This window comes from Rhizomicrobium sp., assembly GCA_037200045.1.
Taxonomy (GTDB): domain Bacteria; phylum Pseudomonadota; class Alphaproteobacteria; order Micropepsales; family Micropepsaceae; genus Rhizomicrobium.
In genome coordinates this window covers 671,484-693,558 of sequence record JBBCHM010000001.1, presented here as the reverse complement: position 1 = coordinate 693,558, position 22,075 = coordinate 671,484, and the positions used below count along the sequence as shown (strand labels likewise).

The following is a 22,075-nucleotide window of genomic DNA, read 5'->3' as shown; positions in this document are numbered from 1 at the left end:
GATGGACGCCTCGCTCCGCGACATCACGCGACGTTTCGAGACCGGCAAGCACCGCCGCGTCCTTTCCACGCCGCGCATCATCTTCCTGGTCGTCGCCGCGGCCGCGCCGCTGGCGGCGATGATCGGCAACCTTCCCATCGCGCTCGCCAGGGGCAATGGCGGCGGCGTGCCGGCCGCCTTCCTGTTCGCGACGCTGACGCTGATCTGCTTCTCCGTCGGCTATGCCGCGATCAGCCGGCGCATCGTGAGCACCGGCGCGTTCTTCACCTATGTCGCGCAGGGGCTGGGCAAGCCACTTGGCGTGGGCGCGGCGTTCATCGCCATGATCGCTTATGTCAGCTTCACCATCGGCATGGCGGCGTTCCTGGGATACTTCCTGGCGCTTGCGCTGGCGCCGTTGGGCGTGACGATCTCATGGCTGGTCTATGCGGCCGGCGGCATCGCGATCGTCGCCGTGCTCGGCTACCGCTCCATCGACCTGTCGTCGCGGATCCTCGGCGTGCTGATGACGGCGGAAATCCTGGTGCTGGCGGTGTTCGACGCGGCCGTGATCACGCAGAAAGGCCTGATGGCATTTCCCGCCGACTCCTTTGCGCCGGCGGTGCTGTTCTCGCCGGGCTTCGGCGTGGCGCTGATGTTCGCCTTCACGTCTTTCATCGGCTTCGAATCCGCCGCGCTCTATGGCGAGGAGGCGAAAGACCCCAAGCGCAGCATTCCGACCGCGACCTATGCCGCGGTGATCCTGATCGGCGTGTTCTATCTCTTCACCGCCTGGGTGACGGTGGGCGCGCTGACCTTCGAGCATGCCGCAAGCGCGGCGGCGGCGGGCGGCGGCATGCTGATGTTCAGCCTGTTCGCACGGTTCTGCGGCCAGACGATGTCGGATATCTCGGCGCTTCTCGTCTGCACCTCGATCCTGGCGTCCTACCTCGCGATCCATAACGCCGCCGCGCGTTACCTCTTTGCGCTCAGCCGCGAGAAGCTCCTGCCGCAGTTTCTGGGCCGTTTCCATCCGGCGCGCTATGCGCCGTCGAATGCCAGCCTTGCCGTCAGCGTGCTCACGCTCATCTGCGTCGCAGCTTTCGCCGCGAGCGGCGTCGATCCCTATCAGGCCGGCATCCCCGTGCTGATCGGCACCGGCACGCTCGGCATCATCGTGCTGCAGGCATTCGCGGCCCTTGCCATCATCGCGTGGCTGGCGCGGCGCAAAATGCTGGGGAATGTGGGCTTGCTGGTGGCGTCGGTCATCGGCGCCGCGGGACTTGTAGCGGCGGCGATCCTGGTTTCCGTGAACTTCCCGCTGCTGGCGACGGCCGACCTCGCCTGGGTCAAGTGGCTGCCGGCGATCTATCCCGCCGTGATCCTCGCCGGCATCGGCTTCGCCGCCTGGATGCGGGCGAACCGGCCGGCCGATTACAGCGTGATGGCCGAAGCCGATCTGCGCACAGAGAGCGCACGCGCGGTGCCCATGACGCATTATGACGGCCGCTATTGCATCGTCGGCGCGGGGCCTTGCGGCCTGCTTGCGGCGCGCGCCTTCCGGCTCGCCGGAATACCCTACGATCAATTCGAGCGCCACGGCGATGTCGGCGGCATCTGGGATATCGATAATCCGGGCTCGTCGATGTACGAGTCCGCGCACTTCATCTCGTCGAAATACACGTCGAACTTCTTCGGCCTACCGATGCCGCAGGACTATCCCGACTATCCGAATTATCGTCAGCTTCTCGCCTATATTCGCGATTTCGCCGAAACCTTCGGCTTGCGAAGCGCGATCACGTTCAACACCGAAGTGCGCCATGCCGAACCGTTGGGCGAGGACGCGAAGGACGGCTGGCGCGTGACGCTGTCGAACGGCGAGACGCGGATCTATCGCGGCATCGTCAGCGCCAATGGCGTGACCTGGCATGCGAGCCTGCCCGACTATCCCGGTCTCGACCGCTTCAAAGGCCAGGTCATGCACACGGTGTCCTATCGCAGCGCCGACATCCTGCGCGGCAAGCGTGTGCTGATCGTCGGCGCCGGCAATTCCGGCGTCGATATCGCCTGCGACGCGGCGCGCACGGCGGATGCCGCCTTCATCAGCGTTCGCCGCGGCTATCGCTTCGTGCCCAAGCATATCTTCGGCATACCGACCGACGTGTTCCTGAGCGGCGTCCATCCGCCCAAGGGCGTCGTGATCCCGGACGATCCCAGCAAGATGCTGGATGCGGTCGTCGGCGACCTGACGCGCTATGGCCTGCCGGCGCCCGATCACAAGGCGCTGGAATCGCATCCGATCATGAACACCCAGATCCTGCACTACCTTGCGCATGGCGATCTGAAGGCCAAGCGCGACGTGAAGACCTTCACCGAGACCGGCGCGATCTTCGCCGATGGCAGCGAGGAGAGCTTCGATCTCGTCCTGTTCGCGACCGGCTACAACTACAAGATTCCCTATCTCGACGAGCAGCTGTTCAGCTGGAAGCAGGGTCACCCGGAGCTGTATCTCAACATCTTCCACCGCCGTCTGCACGGCCTGGCGATCGTGGGATTCGTGGAGTTTGCCTCCGCCGGATATCAGCGCTTCGACGAGATGGCCCAGATGGCGGCGATGGATGCGTGGATCGAACAGAGCGGACAGGGCGCCGCGGAGTGGGAGCGCCTGAAGCGCGAGGACCGGCCCAATCTGCGCGGCACGAAGAACTATGTCGACTCGCCGCGACATGCGAACTATGTCGACGTCGCGATCTATCGGCGCGTCCTGGCGGAGCGCCGCGAGCAGTTCGGCTGGCCCGACCCAAGCGACGCGCTCTACGCGCCGCTCAAGAAATAGCACCGGCGCGCAGCCGGTGCCGCCGAGGTCGGCGCGGTTCTTGGCCCGATCTTCCATCGGCGGCGGGCTCGTCACACCGGCGCTATATTCACCGCATCTTCGATTTGAGCTTGAGCGTTCGGCCATCCACCACGAACGTGCCGTAGCCGTGATGATGAATCGTCCTGGGGTTCTTCTGCGCGGGCTCGATCCAGGCCTTGACCACTTCCAGGACGAAGAGATCGTACCGTTTCACCATGCGCGTATCGACGACCTTGCATTCGAGATTGGCGAAACATTCCGCGACCAGCGGCGCGGCCACGCTTTGCGCGGGAACCGGCGTAAGGCCGAAGGACTTGAATTTGTCGATGGCATCGCCATGCGCGTTGCCGATCTTCACCACCTTGGACGCGAGCGCCACGGCGGGAATCGCGATCACGCATTCGCCGTGTCGGCGCAGCGCGGCAAAGCTGTAATCGCCTTGCGAGACCACGCAGGCAAGCAGCGGCGGCTCGAAATCGAGCATCATGTGCCACGACATCGTCATGACGTTCGGCCGGCCCTTATCCGCGGTCGTCAGGAGAACCACCGGGCCGGGCTCAAGCAGTTGATAGACCTTGGCGAGAGGAAGCCCCTTCATGCCGCCGTCGCCTTGCGCTCATCCTTCGTCAGGACGGGATAGTCCGTGTAGCCTTCCTTGCCGCCGCCGAAGAACGTCGCGCTGTTGGGCGACGTCAGGGGCGCACCGATGCGTAGGCGCTCGACCAGATCGGGATTGGAAATGAACGGTCTGCCGAAGGCGATCAGGTCTGCGTCGTTGTGTCGGCGCGCCTCCAGCGCAAGAGCGCGATCGTACCCGTTGTTCGCGACATAAAGACTTTTGAACGACCGCCGCAGCGCCTGGAAATCGAACCCGCCGGACACCTCGCGCGGTCCCTGCGTGGCGCCCTCGATCACATGCAGATACGCCAGGTCGAACGCATTGAGCTGGTCGACCGCGTAGCCGTAGGTCGATTGCGGATCACTGTCGGGGCCGATATCGTTGGCCGGCGTCACCGGCGAGAGCCGGATGCCGACGCGATCGCCGCCGCAGATATACGCCACCGCCTCGGTCACTTCGAGCAACAGCCGCGCGCGGTTTTCGCGGCTGCCGCCATAGACATCGGTCCGCTGGTTGGTGCTGTCGCGCAGGAACTGCTCGATCAGATAGCCGTTCGCCGCATGAATTTCGACGCCGTCGAAGCCGGCCGCCAGCGCGTTCCGCGCCGCCAGGCGATATTGCTCGACGATTTCGGGCATTTCGTCCGTCCGTAGCGGGCGCGGCGTGACGCAGGGCTGATAGCCGGACTCGGTGAAGGCATGGCCCGCCGGCCTGATCGCCGAAGGCGCGACCGGAAGCGCACCGCCCGGCTGAAGGGAGGGATGCGAGATGCGCCCGACATGCCAGAGCTGCACGAAGATGCGCCCGCCCCGGCCGTGAACGGCCTCGGTGACCGGCTGCCAGGCTTCGATCTGTGCCGGGCTGTAAATCCCCGGCGTGAAGGCATAGCCGCGACCTTGCGGAGAGATGTTGGTTCCTTCCGAGACGATCAACCCGGCCGAGGCGCGCTGCTGATAATACTCCGTCATGATCGGCCGAGGCACGCCGTCCGCGGTCGCGCGGCTGCGCGTCAGCGGCGCCATGACGATGCGGTTGGAAAGCCGGTAACGGCCAAGCCGCACCGGCTCGAACAAGTCGCTGTCCGCCGAATGGATCGTCGTCGTCATCATCGCCTCATGCGGTTGCTGTCTAGCTACAAGAGCAGCCAGCGCCGCGATCATCTTTGACGGAAGTCAGGCAACCGCCGCAAACCCAAGGCCCGATCCTTGTCTGTGGCGCACCGCCGGAAATCGCGCGGCGGAGCGCGTCGACTCGGCGTTCTCCAAGGTGCTGAAACCGGGTACAAACGCGAACGATTGGGCGCCTGTCCGGTGGCAATCGGTCAGAACTTGCACGTGAACGCATCGCCAAGTATCTGTTTCGATTAGACGACCCCGTAACTCAGCAGGATAGAGCAACGGTTTCCTAAACCGGCGCGGACCAGCGTTTCCGAGCGATTTCAGACATTCTGCCTTCCGAATTCGGCCGAAAAGGGCGGAATGTCGGCTAGCCTTTTGGAGCCCAAATTTGACATCTCCCACAATAATGCACAGGGCCGTATTCCCAATTATGGCGCGAGTTTGAGCGTCAAGATACCGGTCGAGCAGCGTCCCAGCCTTGTTCAGAATTTGGGCAGCGAGTGCAGCTTTGTCCTGCGACAGAAGGTGGCCGTCCACGACCATCGGCGGCGTGTTTTGCATGGCATTCTCGCTCGCCTGCCCTTTTGACTCATACATGAGTTATGTGCGTCGTGAGTACGGTCTCTAATGTTGAGCGGCTCGCGAGGAAGCAGTCCCTTGGTCACTCCAGGAACGTGTCGGGAGTGAATTACGCGTAACACTTCGTGGTCAACTTTCAATGCCGGTTGTCGTGCTGCCCAAACCAGCCAATTATACGGCCCATCAAGTCGGCAATGTTTTCCGGTTTGGCAATCGAGTGCGGTTCGCCGCGATAGAAAAGATATTGGCTATCCACATTCAGCTTTTGCGACACCACGTAAAGCCACTCCAACGCCGGATCATTGACCCCGTTTTCACACGCGATGAATAAGGTGGGAGTGGTGATGGCGGCGGCATTTACCACTGCGGACTCTCGCAAGTACATGCCGATGTGATCCAAGGGAGAGAGCCGCGCATGTCCCACTCGCTGCTGGTATTCACGCCGTGTACGGTAGCATTTATCCAGGCCCAACTCGTGAGCGCATCAGATCCTTCGTAGGAGATCGCGGCGCGGTACCGATGGCTGTGTGTGATGATATAATTGGTCTCATCACCGCCCCAGCTGTGACCGATCAAGAACAAGCGCCGTGGATCCGCGATGCCGCCTGCAACGAGCGAATCCGCGCCCTTGTCGATGTCCTCGAAATCCGGCTCAAACAGCTGATTGTGATCGCGCGCCGACAGTATTTTGTCGTACCCCATGAGGCCGCTCGCGCGATAATCCGGCACAAGGATCGCATAGCCGAAGTTCGCCATGATGTAGGGGAAAAAGCCTTCAGTTGGCATTCCCGATTGCGCCAGCGTAGCACTAACACCTTCCGGACCACCATGCAGATCGACAATAAGCGGATAGCGACGTCGCCTGTCATAATCCGGTGGCAGTATGAGCACGCCGTCGACGATCGATCCATCCGCGCTTTTCCACTGAAGGGCTTTGGTCGGGCCAACCCGAAACCCTTCAAGAGGATTTTCCAATTCGAGCAAATCTCGGACATCCATCAGGGCGCCGCCGCCCCAACGGGCGATTCTCAGCACCCGCCGCTGATCGAGCGACGTGTATTGCCATACGAGGTATTTTCCATCACTCGAGAATTTTGGCGCGCTGTTAAGCCCTGGCCCCCTGGTCAGCGCACGAGATTGTCCATCGAGAGACGTGGAGAACAGCTCGCGTGAGTTGAAGCGCCCTTCCGTGTGGATAACACCTTGCCCATCCGGGCGCCATACGAGCCAAGGCGATACGATGGCGTAATGCGTAAGTATCGCAACGTCTTTTGAAGCTACTGAATAGACCGCCAGTTCGCGACGCACCGGGTAGCGCACCGCCTCGCCCGGATCGGCAATGAAGGCGATCCGGTCTCCCGAGGGGCTGACGGTGGGGCCGTAGACATCCTCGAGATTGTAACCGGAAATGAGCACGCGTTCATCGCCAGATGTGATTGAGCGCGCCATCACCTTCGCATCGGTACCCGGAGCCACAACCTGCGAAAAGGAATAGAAGATGCTTGTGGCATTGAGCCAGCCATAGGTCCCGATAAAGCCCGATCGCGAAATGACCTCACGGTCGGTGCCATTGGCCGGATCCAATACATGAAGCGAAGAATGCGGCTGGGGCCCTTTGTAGCCGCGCGTGTAAACCTCAACCGTACTCTGTCCAGCCACCGCGGCGGGGGGAGTGAAATCGATGCGGCCATAGAGGAGGTGCCTCGAGTCTGGCGCCCAGTGAAAGCTCGAGACGACATAAGAGCCGAACCCGATGGGAGACTTTGTGATTTGTACAGGATTGCTGCCATCGGAATTGCAAATCCAGATCTGCAGCACATCTTTGGTGCCGAGACTTTTACGGCTGTCGGCGGCGATGAAGGCCAGCTTGCGTCCATCGGGCGAAGGCTCGGGCTTTTCGCCGCCTATGATTCGAAAAGTTCGCTTCGCTTCGACATCATAGACGTAGATCGAGTGCGAACCGTTCGTTGCGGTCGTGGAAAAAATCAACCTGTGTCCGCCGGCAATCCAGGAAAAGTCGCTATTTCCCAGCGCAACCCGTCGCGCCCGTTCCGTTGAGAGGGACAGCACGCGCATCACCGTAACGGGCATGGCCGCCCGGGCCTGGACCGTCCCAATAGCCAAAATGATGCCCGCGCACACGGTGATCGCAGACGCGAGGGCTTGCACACGCCCCTCCCGGCGCGCCCACAACGTCGTTGTGCCACCGCGCGCAGAAAAGGCACCGGCCGCGTCGAGAACGGCGCCTACCATGTCTTGCGTATATCAATCGACACAAACCGCCCCCGCGGATCGCCATTGCCGACATCGTAGTGAATGCCCGTAAAAAATCCTCCCGAACTGACGACATAGGGAGGGTCGCTGTCGAACAAATTGACGGCAGCGACGCCGATCGACGTACCGCTCAACAACGTCGAGCCATTCCAATCCGTGGGCGCGTACCGCATGGCCAAGTCAAAGGTCGTAGACGCCGCGATCGTTCCGTACGGCGTCGCCGTCGTATCGACATAGGCATTGCTGTAATTGATGGCGCCATTGACGCTGAGCGGGCCGCGAGTCCAGGTCACATCGCCACGCAATTTTACATGCAGCGGATTGCTGTAGGTGTTTACGAGATCGGTGACGGCCGAGTCCGGCGCGAACTGCGTGTCGATTTCGTTGATAATTGCGGCGTTCGCCCGGGCGTCGAAATGATCCTCGCTCCAACCGAACTGGTAGTCGCCCGTAATGTCGAACCCGTTCTGACGGGCGACTGCCGCGTTTTGCTCTGCCGTATTGAAAGCATAGCGTATGCCGGCGGACCCAGTACCCAGAAAGTCATAGAACGTGTCCCCATGGGCGATGGCGCTGGCAAGGTACGCAGCCGAAGCCACATCGTTCGCAAGAGGCGTGATGAGCGGGCCATAGACCTGCGGATGAAGCAAGGCATTGACGTCGAACAGGGGAGAAACGATCCTGTTCGTGAAGTCGACGTTGTAATAGTCGAACGACAGTTTCGCGCCGGGTACCAGCGGTGACTGATAGTCGAACCCCGCCGTCCAGTTACGGGACTTTTCCGGCAATAGCGGCAGCGCAATGCCAACCAAGGCAAATACCGGCACTGTGCCCGGCCCCGTCGGCGAAGCAAATGCGTAGTTGAGAATGCTCAGCCCGCTCGCGCTGTTGAGCTGGTCGGCGCCGTTTGGAGCTCGAAAAGACGTTCCCAGTGTCGCGCGCACATTGAGACCGTCGATCGGCGACCAGAGGATGCCAATCTTGGGATTCGTCGTGCCGCCGACGTCTGAGTAGTGGTCGTATCGAATGGCGGCCGAGATATCCAGATGTCGCGCAAAGGCGAAGCGATTGTCATCGCCAATCAGGGGTATGTAGAGCTCGCCGAACACTGCCGAGACATGTCGAGCGCTGTCGCGCGACGAGCCGGAATAGGTCGTAAAGTCAGTTGTATCTTCGCTTCGAAAACTTCCTCCGATTGACGCCTTAACGGCACCGCCGGGGAGAACGAGCAGCGTCCCATCGGCTTTAAGATCGACAGACGCGAGAAGGGCCGCATCGCGATATGCGACCGTGCCGGGCGTATAGCCAAAGATTGCCGGCGTGACGCTCAAATAGACTGTGTCAGTATTTTCTTTCGCATAAAGGCCGGTCAACTCGACGCGCCAGTCTCCAAATGGCTCATATCCGACGCCGGCGCTGATGTTGACCGTGGTGTGCGGTATTTTTATTGAACTTGCATCGGCCGGATCGAAGGTGTCGCGGCGTTTTGTGTTGTCGTCGGAAAATAGAATATCGCCAGATATGTCCAGGTCCGGCAACAATTCCTGATGTCCCGAGGCCACCACCGAAAGCTTGTTCGACGCGGGCAGAAGGTCCGTCGGCTGTCCGGCGCCGGAGGTGAACGATCGGTCCGTCGTCGGCAGACTGCTTTGGTAGTCGTACTGAACGTTTGCCAGGATGTTGCCGGTTTCCCAGCTCTTGCCGACGATTTGATCGACAGTGACCTGGTCGAAGGAATCGGACGTGACCGAACCGTAGCGCACTTCCGACTCGGCGCCGTCGAAGTCCTTGCGCAGGACGAAATTTACGACACCCGCGACGGCGTCCGATCCATAAATCGAAGACGCGCCGTCAGCGACCACATCGATGCGGTCGATGGCGGACAACGGAATGACGGATATATCGACCGTAGAGCCCAGAACGGACGGCGCCATCCGATGCCCGTCGAGCAGGATAAGCGTCGAATCCTCGCCAAGACCGCGAAGATTCACAGTGCTCGCGCCTTCGACGTTGGATTGGCCATGGGCACCGGCGCCCAGAGGACCATCTTCTGTGGCGCCAAAGGTGCCGCCTGAGAAATTCTGCGGCAGGCTTCGCGTAAATTCCTGAGTGGTCGCGTATCCCGTCTTGTCGATGTCAGCGCGACTATACGAGAACACCGGCGACGTCGGGTTCACGATGCCCCGAATGTTGGTGCCCGTAACGACAACTGTCTCGACTCCCGGAATTTCTGCCGCCCTGTCATTTGAGGCGGCTTCGGCGTTTTTTGGGCGGACCATGATGCCGCCGGACGCGGCGCGATCGACAACAAGGTCAGTGCCGGCGAGAAGGCGTGAGAGGGCGTCCTCGCTCGAATACTCGCCCCTGAGAGCCGCGACCGATTTGCCCGCAACCTGATCGGACGAGAAGATGATCTGCTGGCCCGAAATTCGGGCAAAGTCGTGCAATGCGGTGGCCAGCGGTTCTGCAGGGATGTCGAAACTGTAGGCCGGCGTCTGCGACCATGCCGCAGGAGAAAGTGTCATCAAGACGGTCGCCAGTGCGGTGCTCCGCACCCATACGCTACGCATTGACCTCGGCTGCATCGGTCCCCCGGTTCTGGAGCCCACGCGCCCCTCGCGCGTCCCCCGTCCATACAAACGCGGGTCTTCGAAAATCCCCTTGGTTGCTCCGTCACAAACTCATTTTCTTATGAGGGCTATGGAGCCATCTGCGGCTGTCGCCGCTTCAACCGGCAAATAATGGGTGACGATGTCGACGAAACCGACCGTGTCGCCCGTGTTGAAGGAGCCGCTGAGTCTGAGCTTGCCGATGCTGGCGTCGGCGATTGTGATCGGCGTCGTGGCATAGCGATTTATCCGGACCACCACCTCGGAGAGCGGCTGGTCGTCAAATACCAATTGTCCCGCCGTCCAGGCGGTCGCTTGATGGAGATCGGCACGCGAGACGCTGGGCGGGGCATCGACGGCGGCCGCCAGTTGCTGGCCCGCTCTTAGTTCGATCCCGGGCCTTAATTGCGGCATCCGTGCGGTGTCGGCTGCCGCGCGCGGGCGCGCGGTTTCATCAAGCACGACCACGTGCCCCTCGATGAGGGTGACCAGAACCTTGGGCTGGGTGATGTCGATGTTGAAAGCGGTGCCGGTGGCGATCACCTTTTGAGTCCGCGCCAGGACCGAGAACGGCCGTTCGACGTCATGGGCGACGTCGAACCGCGCCTGACCTTTGAGGAGGCGCAACTCGCGCGCATCCTTCGAATATTCCACCGTTACTTCGCTATCGGAGTCGAGCGAGATTTTCGAGCCATCCGCCAAGGTTATGGTGCGGCGCTCGCCGAACGCGGTCGCGTAGTCGTCGGGGCTGGTTATCCATTGGTAGGCAAGGGTGCCGACTAGCGAGACGACGAGGGCGGCGGCGACGGCCGCCATCCACCGTGTCGGTTTCTTGTTCAGGCGCGCGCTGGTCCGCTTGGCGTCGCTAAGCGCCGCCTGGCGATAAGTCACCATCTTGGAATCACTCGCATGTTCGCCGATCAGATCCCAGGGCTGTTTGAGACGTGCCCAGGCCGCTGCATTATCGGGCTGGTCCAGCCATGCCTCGAAATCGGCTCTGGTTTCCGCGGTCTCGCCGTCTAGCTGCATCTGCCAGCGGGTAGCTTCGATCAGGCGCTGGGCATTGGAGCGATCGCTCATGACGTTCGCCCCGGAAAATGCGCGGCCAAGGTCGCCATCGCCACCATGCAATGGCGTTCGACCGTCGACAGACCAAGGCCCAGAAGTGCCGCAATTTCTCTCTGCTTCATGCCCTCCAGCCGATACAGAATGAAGACGTTGCGGGTCCGCTCACCCAAGCTATCGAGAACCTTGTAGACCTCGGCCAGGCTTTCCTGTCCTATCAGAACGCGCTCGGGCTGACGGGCCTCCACCATTTTGTCGGAGATCGCCTCGATTAGATCGCCCTCAAAGGCGGAGAAAGGCTTCTGCTTGCGGACAGCCTGTTTGCGTCGCTGGTCTCGCAAAAGATTTGCGGCCACCCGGAACACAAAGCCCGTGACCCTGACGTCGGCGTTGAACGATTGGGATGCGATTAAGCGGCTGAAGGTCTCCTGGGTCAGGTCCTCGGCGTCCTGGCGGTTGCCGGTTCTCCGGATGAAGAAGGCCATGAGAGGTATCCGGAATCGCGAGTCCAACTCTTTGAGGAATTGGTCGTCTTGCTGGACGTCGTGATCGGCGGACATGGACCGCTTTTATCATGCGAAGTACCCGAACCCATCGGAGAAATTTTGTTCGGCGCGGTGAGGGTTCTTATTGACCGGTGCGTTATATCGGGCTCGGCATACGATTGGGCCGTCCGCAAAATTCAGCGGCCATGCCGTACCGGCGGCCCGAACTTCGCCACAAGATCGTAATTGGACCCCGGGAACGTCTGACGCACATGCGTGATGTGCCGCTCCCCTCGCCAAGTTTGCCGCTCGAGCACGAGGCATGCCGTCTTTGACGCGATTTCAAGGATCGCGGCGACCGCATTGCCCGCATTGACGGCCGTGATCCTGTGCTCGGCCTGGGTCCAGGGGACGTGACCCAGCAGCCATGTGCCCGGCGGGACGGTGGCGAAGTCGACTCGCGCCGCGGCCGGCACCGCGTCGAGACTGATCAGGCGATCCTCGAGCGCAAAGGGCCGGCCATTGGCCAGATGCAGACAGCGCAGCGCCAGAAGCTCCGAGGAGCGCAGTTTTTTTTCTTCCGGAATCTTCACTCTGGCGCGCCGCCTTTGGCGCGACAGGAGCTTGAGTCCATAGATGTCGCCGCGTGCGGTGATGTCGGCCTGGATATCCGGGATATCAAGAACGACCGAATGCACGCGCGGCTGGGCGACGAATGAGCCGGCGCGCTTCCGGCGCACGATGAGGCCCGCATCCGCCAGGCTGGCAAGCGCCTTGCTGACGGTCATGCGGGCGCAGCCATATTGCGCCATCAGCTCGTGCTCGAACGGAATGCGAAAGCCCGGCCGCCATGCGCCGGACAATATCCGCGTTTCGATATTGGCGCGGATGCGGTCGTGGAGCGTCGTGGCGCTCATTGCGACAGCACGCGCTCCAGCGCCGCGCGGAAGCGCGCCGCGACGGCGTCGCGTGCCTTGTGCCGGCCGCCCGTCACAACTGGCACGCCTGCGCGCCATACGTCGGCGATGGCGCCAGCAGCGAAGATCAGGCTGTCGAGCAGCGCATCCCCTTCGCGCCCGGCGAATGCGGGATGATCGGCGTCGAGCGCCAGAATGTCCGCCGAGGCACCGACGACAAGACCGGCCGACACGCCCAATGCCTGCGCGCCGCCGCGCAGCGCGCCTTCGAACAGCGACCGGCCGACCGACGGCATGGCCGGCGAGGCGACGATATTGCGCGCGCGATCGCGCAGGCGCTGGCCGTATTCCAGCAGACGCAATTCCTCAGCCATGTCGATTCGCACATTCGAATCCGAGCCGACTCCGAACGATCCGCCAGCGGCCAGATAGGCCGGCATTGCGAACAGCCCATCGCCAAGATTGGCTTCGGTGATGGGACAAAGACCGGCAACCGCCCCGCTTGCCGCGAGCCGTGCCGTCTCCTCCGGGTTCATGTGGGTGGCATGCACAAGGCACCAGCGTCGATCGACCGGCGCATGGTCCAGCAGCCAGGCGACAGGGCGCGCCCCGGACCAAGCGACACAGTCTTCGACCTCGCGCTCCTGCTCGGCGATGTGGATATGGATCGGTCCGTCCCAGGCGAGCGGCAGAAGCGCCGTCAGTTCCTCCGGCGTCGTGGCGCGCAGGCTGTGGGGTGCGATCCCGACGACAGGGTCGGCAAGTCCCGCAACCGCCTGGCGGCTGGCTTCGAGCAGCCTTGCATAGCCGTCCAGCGTGTGCGCGAAGCGGGCCTGTTTGGCCTGCAGGGGCGCACCGCCGAAGCCACCATGGGCGTAGAACACCGGTAATAATGTCAGTCCGATACCTGTCGCCTGGGCCGCCGCCGCGATGCGCGCCGCTATTTCCGCCGGATCGCCATACGGACGACCGTCCCTGTCATGATGCAGATAATGAAATTCGCCGACGCGGGTGAACCCCTGCTCCAGCATCTCGACGAAGGCCTGGGCCGCGATCGCTTCGAGATCATCGGGCGCAAGGGCCGTCACGAAGCGGTACATCGTTTCGCGCCAGGTCCAGAAACTGTCCGCCCCCTCGCTGCGGGTCTCCGCCAGTCCCGCCATGCCGCGTTGAAAGGCATGGCTGTGAAGGTTCGGCATGCCGGCAAGCCCGATGCCGCAATGCGTGTCCCCCGCACGAACGGGCACATCGCACGCCATGCCCGCGATTCGGCCCGACGCGATGGTGACGCGAACGTCACGTGCCCATCCCTCGGCAAGAAGCGCGCTCGTGAAATGCAGACTGGATTCCACTGGACAAGTCCTCGGCACTGCCGTCATATGTCTAGACATATTCGGGACCACCGCCAAGGCGGCTTTTACGTCTTAAGTCGAGGTTTCAATGCGTTGCGACCGCCTCTGGCGCCGCGCCAGGCTGGCCACCATGAACGGACCGGGACTCGGCATTGTCGAGGACGGTCTCGTCGCCTGCACCGATGGGCGCATTGGCTTCGCCGGCGCCGTGCGCGATGCACCCGCCAATCTCGACGCACCGGATATCGTCGACTGCGAGGGCTGCTGGATTACGCCGGGCCTGATCGACTGCCACACTCACCTCGTCCATGGCGGCGACCGCGCGCGGGAGTTCGAACAGCGGCTGGCGGGCGCATCCTATGAAGAGATCGCGCGCGCGGGCGGCGGCATCGTCTCGACCGTGCGGGCAACCCGCGCTGCCAGCGCCGACGCATTGGTCGCCTCCGCCCTGCCCCGCCTCGACGCGCTGATCGGCGAAGGCGTGACGACGATCGAGATCAAGTCGGGCTATGGGCTGTCGCTGGACCAGGAGCGCAAGCAGCTGCTGGCGGCGCGCGCCCTCGAACGGCACCGCGATGTCGGCGTCATGACGACCTTCCTCGGCGCGCATGCTCTGCCGCCGGAATTCGCGGGCGATGCGGATGGCTATATCCGCGAAATCTGCGAAACCATGATTCCGGCCCTCGCGGCAGAGGGTCTGTGCGACGCGGTTGACGCGTTCTGCGAAACCATCGGATTCACGCCGGCTCAGACACGGCGCGTATTCGAAGCCGCTGCCAAGGCCGGCCTGCCGGTCAAACTGCATGCCGAGCAGCTGTCCAACCAACACGGCGCGGCCCTCGCCGCCGAATTCGGCGCGCTTTCGGCAGACCATCTCGAATATGCCGACGAAGCGGGCATCGCCGCGATGGCGAAGGCCGGAATCGCCGCCGTCTTGCTGCCCGGCGCGTTCTACTTCCTGCGCGAGACCAGGCTGCCGCCGGTCGACTTGCTGCGCAGGCACGGCGTCGGCATTGCGCTTGCCACCGACTGCAATCCGGGGACCTCACCGCTGACCTCGCTGCTTCTGACCATGAACATGGCGGCAACGCAGTTCCGGATGACGGTGGAGGAATGCCTCGCCGGCGTGACGCGGCAGGCCGCGGCCGCGCTTGGCCGAAGCGCGAGCATCGGCACGCTGACGGCCGGCAAATTCTGCGATCTCGCGATCTGGAACATCGAAAGCCCGGCAGAGCTGGTCTACCGCATGGGATTCAACTCCCTCAAGGCGCGGGTTTGGAGGGGCCGTTGAGCACGATCATGATGACGCCTGGCGTCGTCCCGCTTGCCGACTGGCGGGCGATCTATCGCGGCGCGGCAGCCATTCTCGATCCGGCCGGCGCGACGCGCATTGCAGACAGCGCCGCTGCGGTCGGCCGCATCCTGGCGCGCGGCGAGCCGGTCTACGGCATCAACACCGGCTTCGGAAAGCTCGCGAGCGTGCGCATCGCCAATGACGATCTCGCCATTCTTCAGCGCAACATCGTGCTGTCGCATGCGGTCGGCGTGGGCGAAGCGGTGCCGGTCGCCGTCGCGCGGCTGATGATCGCCCTGAAGCTGGCAAGCCTGGCGCAGGGCGCATCCGGCATCAGGCCGCAGACCGTTTCGCTTCTCGGCGCGATGCTCGAGCGCGGACTGACGCCGCTGATCCCCGGCCAGGGTTCGGTCGGTGCGTCCGGCGATCTCGCACCGCTGGCGCATATGGCGACGGCCCTGATCGGGGTCGGCGAGATCATCGTCGACGGCGCGCGCCATCCGGCTGCGGTTGCGCTGGAACGTGCCGGACTCTCGCCGGTGACTCTGGGTCCCAAGGAAGGACTCGCGCTGCTGAACGGCACGCAATTCTCGACGGCGTTCGCGCTTGCCGGATTGTTCGAGGCAGAGACGCTGTTCCAGGCGGCGCTGGTAACCGGGGCGCTCTCGACCGAGGCGGCGAAGGGATCGGACACACCGTTCGACCCGCGCATCCATGCGCTGCGCCGCCATCGCGGACAGATCGAGACCGCCGACGCATTGCGCGCTTTGATGGCGGCTTCGCCAATCCGCGCGTCGCATCTCACGGGAGATCCGCGCGTGCAGGATCCCTATTGCCTGCGCTGCCAGCCGCAGGTGATGGGTGCCATCCTCGACCTGCTGCGTCAGGCGGCGGGCGCGCTGGCGATCGAGGCCAATGGCGTGTCGGACAATCCGCTGATCTTCCCCGACACCGACGAAGCCCTATCCGGCGGAAATTTCCACGCCGAACCCGTCGCCTTCGCCGCCGACATGATCGCCATCGCGCTGTGCGAGATCGGCTCGCTCGCCGAGCGGCGCGTCGCCATGCTGGTCGATCCCGCCCTTTCTGGCTTGCCCGCCTTCCTCACGCCCAAGCCCGGGCTGAATTCCGGCTTCATGATGCCGCAAGTCACCGCGGCCGCACTGGTCTCGGAAAACAAGCAGCGCGCGATGCCCGCCAGCGTCGATTCCATCCCGACATCGGCGAATCAGGAAGATCACGTCTCCATGGCGGCGCATGGGGCGCGCCGTCTTCTGCCCATGGGCGAGAATGTCTGCGCCATCATCGGCATCGAACTGCTCGCGGCGGCGCAAGGCTGCGACTTCCACGCGCCGACGCATTCGAGCCCTGCGCTGGAGAGCGTGCGCACCGTTCTGCGGACGCGCGTTCCGCCGCTGATCGACGACCGCTATCTGCACAGTGACATGAACGAGGCGATCGCGCTCGTTCGATCCGGCGCACTTGGCCGCGCGGTCGACGGTATCGCGCTTCCCGCGGTCTGCGAGGCGGCGGCATGACGTTTCTCGACATCCATCGCGGCGAGGCGCCGCTGATCGTCAGCTTCCCCCATACGGGCACGGAGCTTCCCACGCCCTTCGGTGCAGGGCTGATCTCGCCCTGGCTGGCACGCAAGGACGCGGATTGGTGGGTCGATCGCCTCTACGACTTTGCGCGCGATCTCGGCGCGACGACCATTCGCACCACGATCTCGCGCAGCATCATCGACGTGAACCGCGATCCCTCCGGCGCATCGCTCTATCCCGGTCGGGCGACGACGGAGCTTTGTCCGACGACCACATTCGACGGCGAGGCGCTCTATCGTCCCGGCGAAGAGCCGGATGCGGACCAGATCGGACAGCGCCGCGCGGCGTTCTTCGCGCCCTATCACGCGGCCATCCTGCTTGAAATCGGGCGGCTGCGCGCGCGGCATGACAAAGTCGTCCTCTATGACGCCCACTCCATCCGCTCGGATATCCCAAGGCTGTTCGAGGGCCGTCTGCCGCACTTCAATATCGGCACCAACCATGACGCGACCTGCGATCAGGCTCTCACCGACGCGGTCGAAGCGGCTTGTGCCCGGTCCAAGTTCAGCCAGGTGACGAACGGGCGCTTCACTGGCGGCTGGACCACGCGGCACTACGGACAGCCGTCGGAAGGCGTTCACGCCCTCCAGATGGAATTGGCCTGTCGCGGCTATATGGATGAGCCCGGCACAGCGAGCGAAACGAACTGGCCATCGCCCTATGACGCGGATCGCGCCGCGCCTTTGCGCAGCTCTCTCTTTCAGATCCTGAAATCCTGTATCGCCTTTGCCCAATCCTGACTCCGGGAGATTGCCATGACCCGCCTCGACAATGCCCGCGTCATCCGCGCCGCGACCGGCCCCGAGCTTTCGGCCAAGAGCTGGCTGACCGAGGCGCCAATGCGCATGCTGATGAACAATCTCGATCCCGATGTCGCCGAGCGGCCGGAGGAACTGGTCGTCTATGGCGGGATCGGCCGCGCCGCGCGCGACTGGGAGAGCTTCGATGCGATCGTCGCCACGCTGAAGCGTCTGGAAGACGACCAGACGCTGCTGGTCCAATCCGGCAAGCCGGTGGGCGTGTTTCGCACGCATGCGGATGCGCCGCGGGTGCTGATCGCCAATTCCAATCTGGTGCCGCGCTGGGCCACCTGGGAGCACTTCAACGAGCTCGATAAGAAGGGCCTCGCGATGTACGGCCAGATGACGGCCGGTTCCTGGATCTATATCGGCGCGCAGGGCATCGTTCAGGGCACCTACGAAACCTTCGTGGAGATGGGGCGCCAACATTACGCGGGCGATCTCGCGGGGCGCTGGCTCCTGACCGCAGGGCTTGGCGGCATGGGCGGCGCGCAGCCGCTCGCCGCCGTCATGGCGGGTGCATCCTGTTTGGCCGTCGAATGCCAACCTTCGCGCATCGATATGCGCATCCGCACCGGCTATCTCGACCAAGCGACGGAAAGCATCGATGAGGCGCTGGCGATCATCGAACGGTCCTGCGCGGCCCGGAAGCCCGTGTCGGTGGGCCTTCTGGGCAATGCGGCAGAAATCCTGCCCGCGCTGTTCAAGCGCGGCGTGCGTCCCGATCTGCTGACCGATCAGACATCGGCACACGATCCCAACAATGGCTATCTGCCGCTCGGCTGGACGCTGGAGCAGTGGGCGAGCGCCAAGGAGCGCGATCCGAAATCGGTCGTCAAGGCCGCGAAAGCGTCGATGGCGGTCCATGTACGCGCGATGCTGGACTTCCAGAAGGCCGGCGTGCCGACGGTCGACTACGGCAACAACATCCGCCAGATGGCGTTCGAGGAAGGCGTCGCCCATGCCTTCGATTTCCCCGGCTTCGTGCCGGCCTATATCCGCCCACTGTTCTGCCGCGGCATCGGACCGTTCCGCTGGGCCGCGCTGTCGGGCGATCCGGAAGATATCTACCGGACCGACGCCAAGGTGAAGGAACTGATGCCCGGCAATGCGCCGTTGCATCACTGGCTCGACATGGCCCGCGCGAAGATCGAGTTTCAGGGGCTGCCCGCGCGAATCTGCTGGGTCGGCCTGGGCGACCGCGACCGGCTTGGATTGGCGTTCAACGAGATGGTCGTCAGCGGTGAACTCAAGGCACCGATCGTGATCGGCCGCGATCATCTCGATTCCGGCTCGGTCGCCTCTCCCAACCGGGAAACCGAGGCGATGCGGGACGGCTCCGACGCCGTGTCGGATTGGCCGCTGCTGAACGCGTTGCTGAATACCGCCTCAGGCGCGACCTGGGTATCGCTGCATCATGGCGGCGGCGTCGGTATGGGGTTCTCGCAGCATGCCGGCATGGTCATCGTCGCGGATGGGACGGACGCGGCGGCGCGGCGCTTGGCGCGCGTGCTGTGGAACGATCCCGCGTCCGGCGTGATGCGCCATGCCGATGCCGGCTACGACATCGCGGTCCAAACGGCACGCGACAAGGGCTTGGATTTGCCGGGCATACTGGGCCGGTGAGGCTCCTACGCGCCAGCGAACGTATCGCCACGCCGTGGAAAAATGGCGGCGGCACGACAACGGCGGTCGCGGTGTCTCCGCCAGGCGCGGGCTTCGACGATTTCGGCTGGCGGGTCAGCATTGCCGAGATTCGCCAGGGCGGGCCGTTCTCGATATTCCCGAGCATCGATCGCAAATTGGCGGTGCTCGACGGACATATGTCGCTTGCAATCGCGGGCCGCGAAAGCATCGACCTGTCGTCCGCGTCCGTGCCTGCCGAATTTCCGGGAGATGTGGCATGCGAGGCAACGCTTATTGGCGGGCCGATCACCGACCTTAATGTCATGACCCGGCGCAGCGCTTTCGCCTCGAAGCTGACCCGGTGCGCATTTGAAGGCGCCTTCACGGCACGGCGTCGCTCCGCCGCAGCCGTTGCAATCGCTCTGACAGAGATGACGGCAACTCATGCCGACGGGATCTATAAACTCAACGCGCGTGACGGATTGTTGATGGAAGAAGAGCCAGCCGAGAGGATTGCATTTTGCGCCGCAGCGGGCGTCGCCATCCTTTTCTGGATCGGCATCGATACGGCCTAACCGGCGACGCTTACGGGGTCGTCGCAGGCAGCACGCCCCGTCTAATGCTCCAGGCAGGGTAGCGTGGCGTTCGGATTCTCGCCATTTTGAACCGTGCATAAGCGTTCCCAGACTTGGTATTGATTGGCTTTGGCCGTGTTCGGGTCCTTGTAATGGTCAAACCAGAACCGGAACCAGTCGAGGTTGCGCTGTGCGCGTACAAGCCGGTGGTAAGGCTCGCGAAATTGATGGCCCTCGCCCGAGAATACATAGAGATCGACGGGCTTCTTGGCGTCCAGCATGCTGACATAGACGTCGGGCACTTCCGCAAATTCCGCATCGGAGCCCTGGATCAAAACCGGCGCCGTGATCTTCGCGGCGTTTAGGGCAGCCGATATGCGATCCCACTGATGCGTCGGGTCGTTCGAAGGCGCAGGGAGCTTCGATCCGACGTCGTAGTACCACCGCGATATCGTGTTGGGGCCGCCCATGTAGTACGAGACCGGATCATCGTCATAGCCGGAATTTCCGATCGCCGCGCTGAACATCTTGGAGTGCGTGATCGCGTACCACACGAACTTGGCGCCAAAGCTGTGTCCGCTAACGCCGACGCGTTTGGGGTCTATCAACGCTCTCGCGGTCAGGTTTTGGACGGCCGCTTCCCAAGAATCTAAAGCAGTCTGCAGCGATGATAGAACGGGAGAATGGAGCGCGCCGCCGGGGTAGGGTTGATTCATCACGGTGCCATCCGCGCGAACGCAAAGCGCCGCGATCCCATGCGCCGCCAAGACCAACTCCGGCATCTCGCCACCGTTCGCGCCCTGCAAAAATCCCCCGCATGAATAGCTTGTTATGACAAGGGGCGCCCTTTGCCCATGTGGGACGGCGGGCAGCGCGAGCACGCCGTGGAATCTTCTGCCGAACCGGTCTGCCCAATACATGTGCTCGACATGAACGGCACTCGCCGTTGTCCGCAGCATGGCGTTGGGGTCGAAGAGAGGCCTTCGTTCTCCCGTGCGCAAATTCAATTCGATCAGCTGCGGCGGTTGGTTCGCGTCGGAGACCGTGCAGAACGCCTCATCGCCAAGGACCGGGCAAGCGTCATAATTGCCGCCGGACTCGCCGGCGAGCCCCGGCACGCCGGGCGCGCTGACGGCTTCAGTTGTGTGAAGCAATGCGCGGACCTGCCCCGACGTGACGTTCCAGGACAGGATGTCGGTGAATCCGTCGGAGTCCGTCCCCATAAACAGAACCTGGCGATCGTCATCCCACCAGGACAGGGCCATCAGATGCGCCCCCGTGCAGCGAGGATCGGTGCAGGCGGTTACCCGCGATCGGTCGCCGGCCTCCAGCCATTGCACGTTTCGCATGGTTACGAGGGGGTTGTGCTGCGTCGTGGCGAGTATCGCGAGGCGCTTGCCGTCGGCCGAGGCGGCCCATGGGGTGGTTTGGGTCGTTCCGCCGCAGACGACTTTCTCGGCCGGACGATAGCACATCCGCTGCAACGCGTCCCTGCCGAACGGCGTTTCCCGTTCCGTCAGGCGCGCATAGTCCGCGGCCTCCTGCGCGTTCGGCAGATGGACCGCACCTGTCCGAAGATCCAAGACCTTCGGGACAAGCGGAACATCCGGCCGAAGACCGTACATCAGATTTGAAAAATCCCGGCGTATCGTCGCCAAGCGCCCGTTGTACCAAGCGTTGTGCACGAGCGGCGTATACAGCTGCATCAACGGGTCGATGTGGACGCTGTCGCGATCTTCGGCATCTTCAGCATCGAGGATCTGCTTTCGCGTCGCCCCCACCCTGTAAAACAAGCGATTGTTCCTGTCGTCCAGCGTGAACTGGCGGTCGGTGCCGGCGCCGGAGAAGCTGCTGATGTCTGCGTCGTCATGCGTGACTTGCTGCGTCTTCGACCCATCGACCGTGGACACCCAGATCTGCACCTCGCCGTGATCGAGCTTGCGATAGTAGATCTTATCGGAAAGCGCGGACCACACCGGCTTTTCGGAATGGGCGCCATCCGGCCCAAAGGATTCCCCACCGTCTGCGATCTTCATGGCGTGCGCCCCCTCTCTTAGCGGAAGAACCCACCATTCCATGCGTGTGGTGTTGGACGCCGTGTCGGGGCAATAGAGCGCAAAGGCCAGATAATGATGATCCGGAGAGATGGCCAGATTTGTGATGAGCTTCGCATTTATGATATCGGCCATTGAGATTTGCACCGGCGCGGCCGCGCGCGCAGGCACCAGTGCACAGATGGCGCATGCGACCAGCGCAGGTACGATGCTGCGAGCAAGACGGACAAAGAAAGTCATTGCAACTCCTGACACGCCTCGCGGCGCG

Annotated in this window: 16 protein-coding genes; 6 read left to right on the top strand and 10 right to left on the bottom strand. The window is 63.1% G+C overall.

Going from position 1 to position 22,075, the window contains the following annotated elements:
• The first annotated feature begins 1 nt into the window (after position 1).
• Positions 2-2,815, top strand: a complete 2,814-nt coding sequence (locus WDM86_03070) for an amino acid permease (GenBank protein MEI9988997.1) — start codon at positions 2-4, stop codon at positions 2,813-2,815.
• Positions 2,816-2,903: 88 nt separating this feature from the next.
• Here WDM86_03070 and WDM86_03065 read toward each other — a convergent pair whose 3' ends face one another.
• The 9 genes from WDM86_03065 to WDM86_03025 all read right to left on the bottom strand — a co-directional run bounded on the left by WDM86_03065 (position 2,904) and on the right by WDM86_03025 (position 13,854).
• Positions 2,904-3,434, bottom strand: a complete 531-nt coding sequence (locus WDM86_03065; GenBank protein MEI9988996.1) for a flavin reductase family protein — start codon at positions 3,432-3,434, stop codon at positions 2,904-2,906.
• Complete coding sequence (locus tag WDM86_03060; protein MEI9988995.1) at positions 3,431-4,561, bottom strand: alkene reductase; 1,131 nt, start codon at positions 4,559-4,561, stop codon at positions 3,431-3,433. Before WDM86_03060 ends, WDM86_03065 begins: the two co-directional genes overlap by 4 nt.
• Before the next feature lie 727 nt (positions 4,562-5,288).
• Positions 5,289-5,516: a hypothetical protein gene (locus tag WDM86_03055; protein ID MEI9988994.1), complete on the bottom strand. Its 228-nt coding sequence runs from the start codon at positions 5,514-5,516 to the stop codon at positions 5,289-5,291.
• A complete protein-coding gene (locus tag WDM86_03050) occupies positions 5,510-7,321 on the bottom strand; it encodes a prolyl oligopeptidase family serine peptidase (GenBank protein MEI9988993.1) in 1,812 nt (603 codons plus the stop codon). Before WDM86_03050 ends, WDM86_03055 begins: the two co-directional genes overlap by 7 nt.
• A gap of 77 nt (positions 7,322-7,398) precedes the next feature.
• Positions 7,399-9,951 (bottom strand): TonB-dependent receptor, encoded by a 2,553-nt coding sequence (locus WDM86_03045; protein MEI9988992.1) that lies wholly within the window; start codon positions 9,949-9,951, stop codon positions 7,399-7,401.
• Positions 9,952-10,107: 156 nt separating this feature from the next.
• Positions 10,108-11,115 (bottom strand): FecR domain-containing protein, encoded by a 1,008-nt coding sequence (locus WDM86_03040; GenBank protein ID MEI9988991.1) that lies wholly within the window; start codon positions 11,113-11,115, stop codon positions 10,108-10,110.
• Positions 11,112-11,660, bottom strand: coding sequence for a sigma-70 family RNA polymerase sigma factor (locus tag WDM86_03035; GenBank protein MEI9988990.1), 549 nt, complete (start codon positions 11,658-11,660; stop codon positions 11,112-11,114). The genes WDM86_03040 and WDM86_03035 overlap by 4 nt, the downstream gene beginning before the upstream one ends.
• A 122-nt stretch (positions 11,661-11,782) precedes the next feature.
• On the bottom strand, positions 11,783-12,502 hold the full coding sequence (hutC, locus tag WDM86_03030; protein MEI9988989.1) for a histidine utilization repressor: 720 nt from the start codon (positions 12,500-12,502) through the stop codon (positions 11,783-11,785).
• Entirely contained in the window at positions 12,499-13,854 is a 1,356-nt protein-coding gene (locus WDM86_03025; GenBank protein ID MEI9988988.1) for a formimidoylglutamate deiminase, read from the bottom strand. Before WDM86_03025 ends, hutC begins: the two co-directional genes overlap by 4 nt.
• Positions 13,855-13,984: 130 nt before the next feature.
• On the opposite strand from WDM86_03025, the gene hutI reads away from it, so the two are divergent.
• The 5 genes from hutI to WDM86_03000 are packed head-to-tail and all read left to right on the top strand — an operon-like array spanning position 13,985 to position 19,753.
• Entirely contained in the window at positions 13,985-15,145 is a 1,161-nt protein-coding gene (gene hutI / locus WDM86_03020) for an imidazolonepropionase (GenBank protein MEI9988987.1), read from the top strand.
• The gene (gene hutH, locus WDM86_03015; protein MEI9988986.1) at positions 15,142-16,686 is read left to right on the top strand and encodes a histidine ammonia-lyase; all 1,545 of its coding nucleotides are present in this window, start codon (positions 15,142-15,144) and stop codon (positions 16,684-16,686) included. Before hutI ends, hutH begins: the two co-directional genes overlap by 4 nt.
• The gene (gene hutG, locus WDM86_03010) at positions 16,683-17,492 is read left to right on the top strand and encodes an N-formylglutamate deformylase (protein ID MEI9988985.1); all 810 of its coding nucleotides are present in this window, start codon (positions 16,683-16,685) and stop codon (positions 17,490-17,492) included. Before hutH ends, hutG begins: the two co-directional genes overlap by 4 nt.
• A gap of 15 nt (positions 17,493-17,507) precedes the next feature.
• Entirely contained in the window at positions 17,508-19,178 is a 1,671-nt protein-coding gene (gene hutU / locus WDM86_03005) for a urocanate hydratase (protein MEI9988984.1), read from the top strand.
• A complete protein-coding gene (locus WDM86_03000) occupies positions 19,175-19,753 on the top strand; it encodes a HutD family protein (protein ID MEI9988983.1) in 579 nt (192 codons plus the stop codon). Before hutU ends, WDM86_03000 begins: the two co-directional genes overlap by 4 nt.
• A 41-nt stretch (positions 19,754-19,794) precedes the next feature.
• On the opposite strand, the gene WDM86_02995 is transcribed toward WDM86_03000, so the two are convergent.
• Positions 19,795-22,047 carry an Atxe2 family lasso peptide isopeptidase gene (locus WDM86_02995; protein MEI9988982.1) on the bottom strand — a complete coding sequence of 751 codons (2,253 nt, stop codon included), beginning with the start codon at positions 22,045-22,047 and terminating at the stop codon, positions 19,795-19,797.
• Positions 22,048-22,075 lie beyond the last annotated feature (28 nt).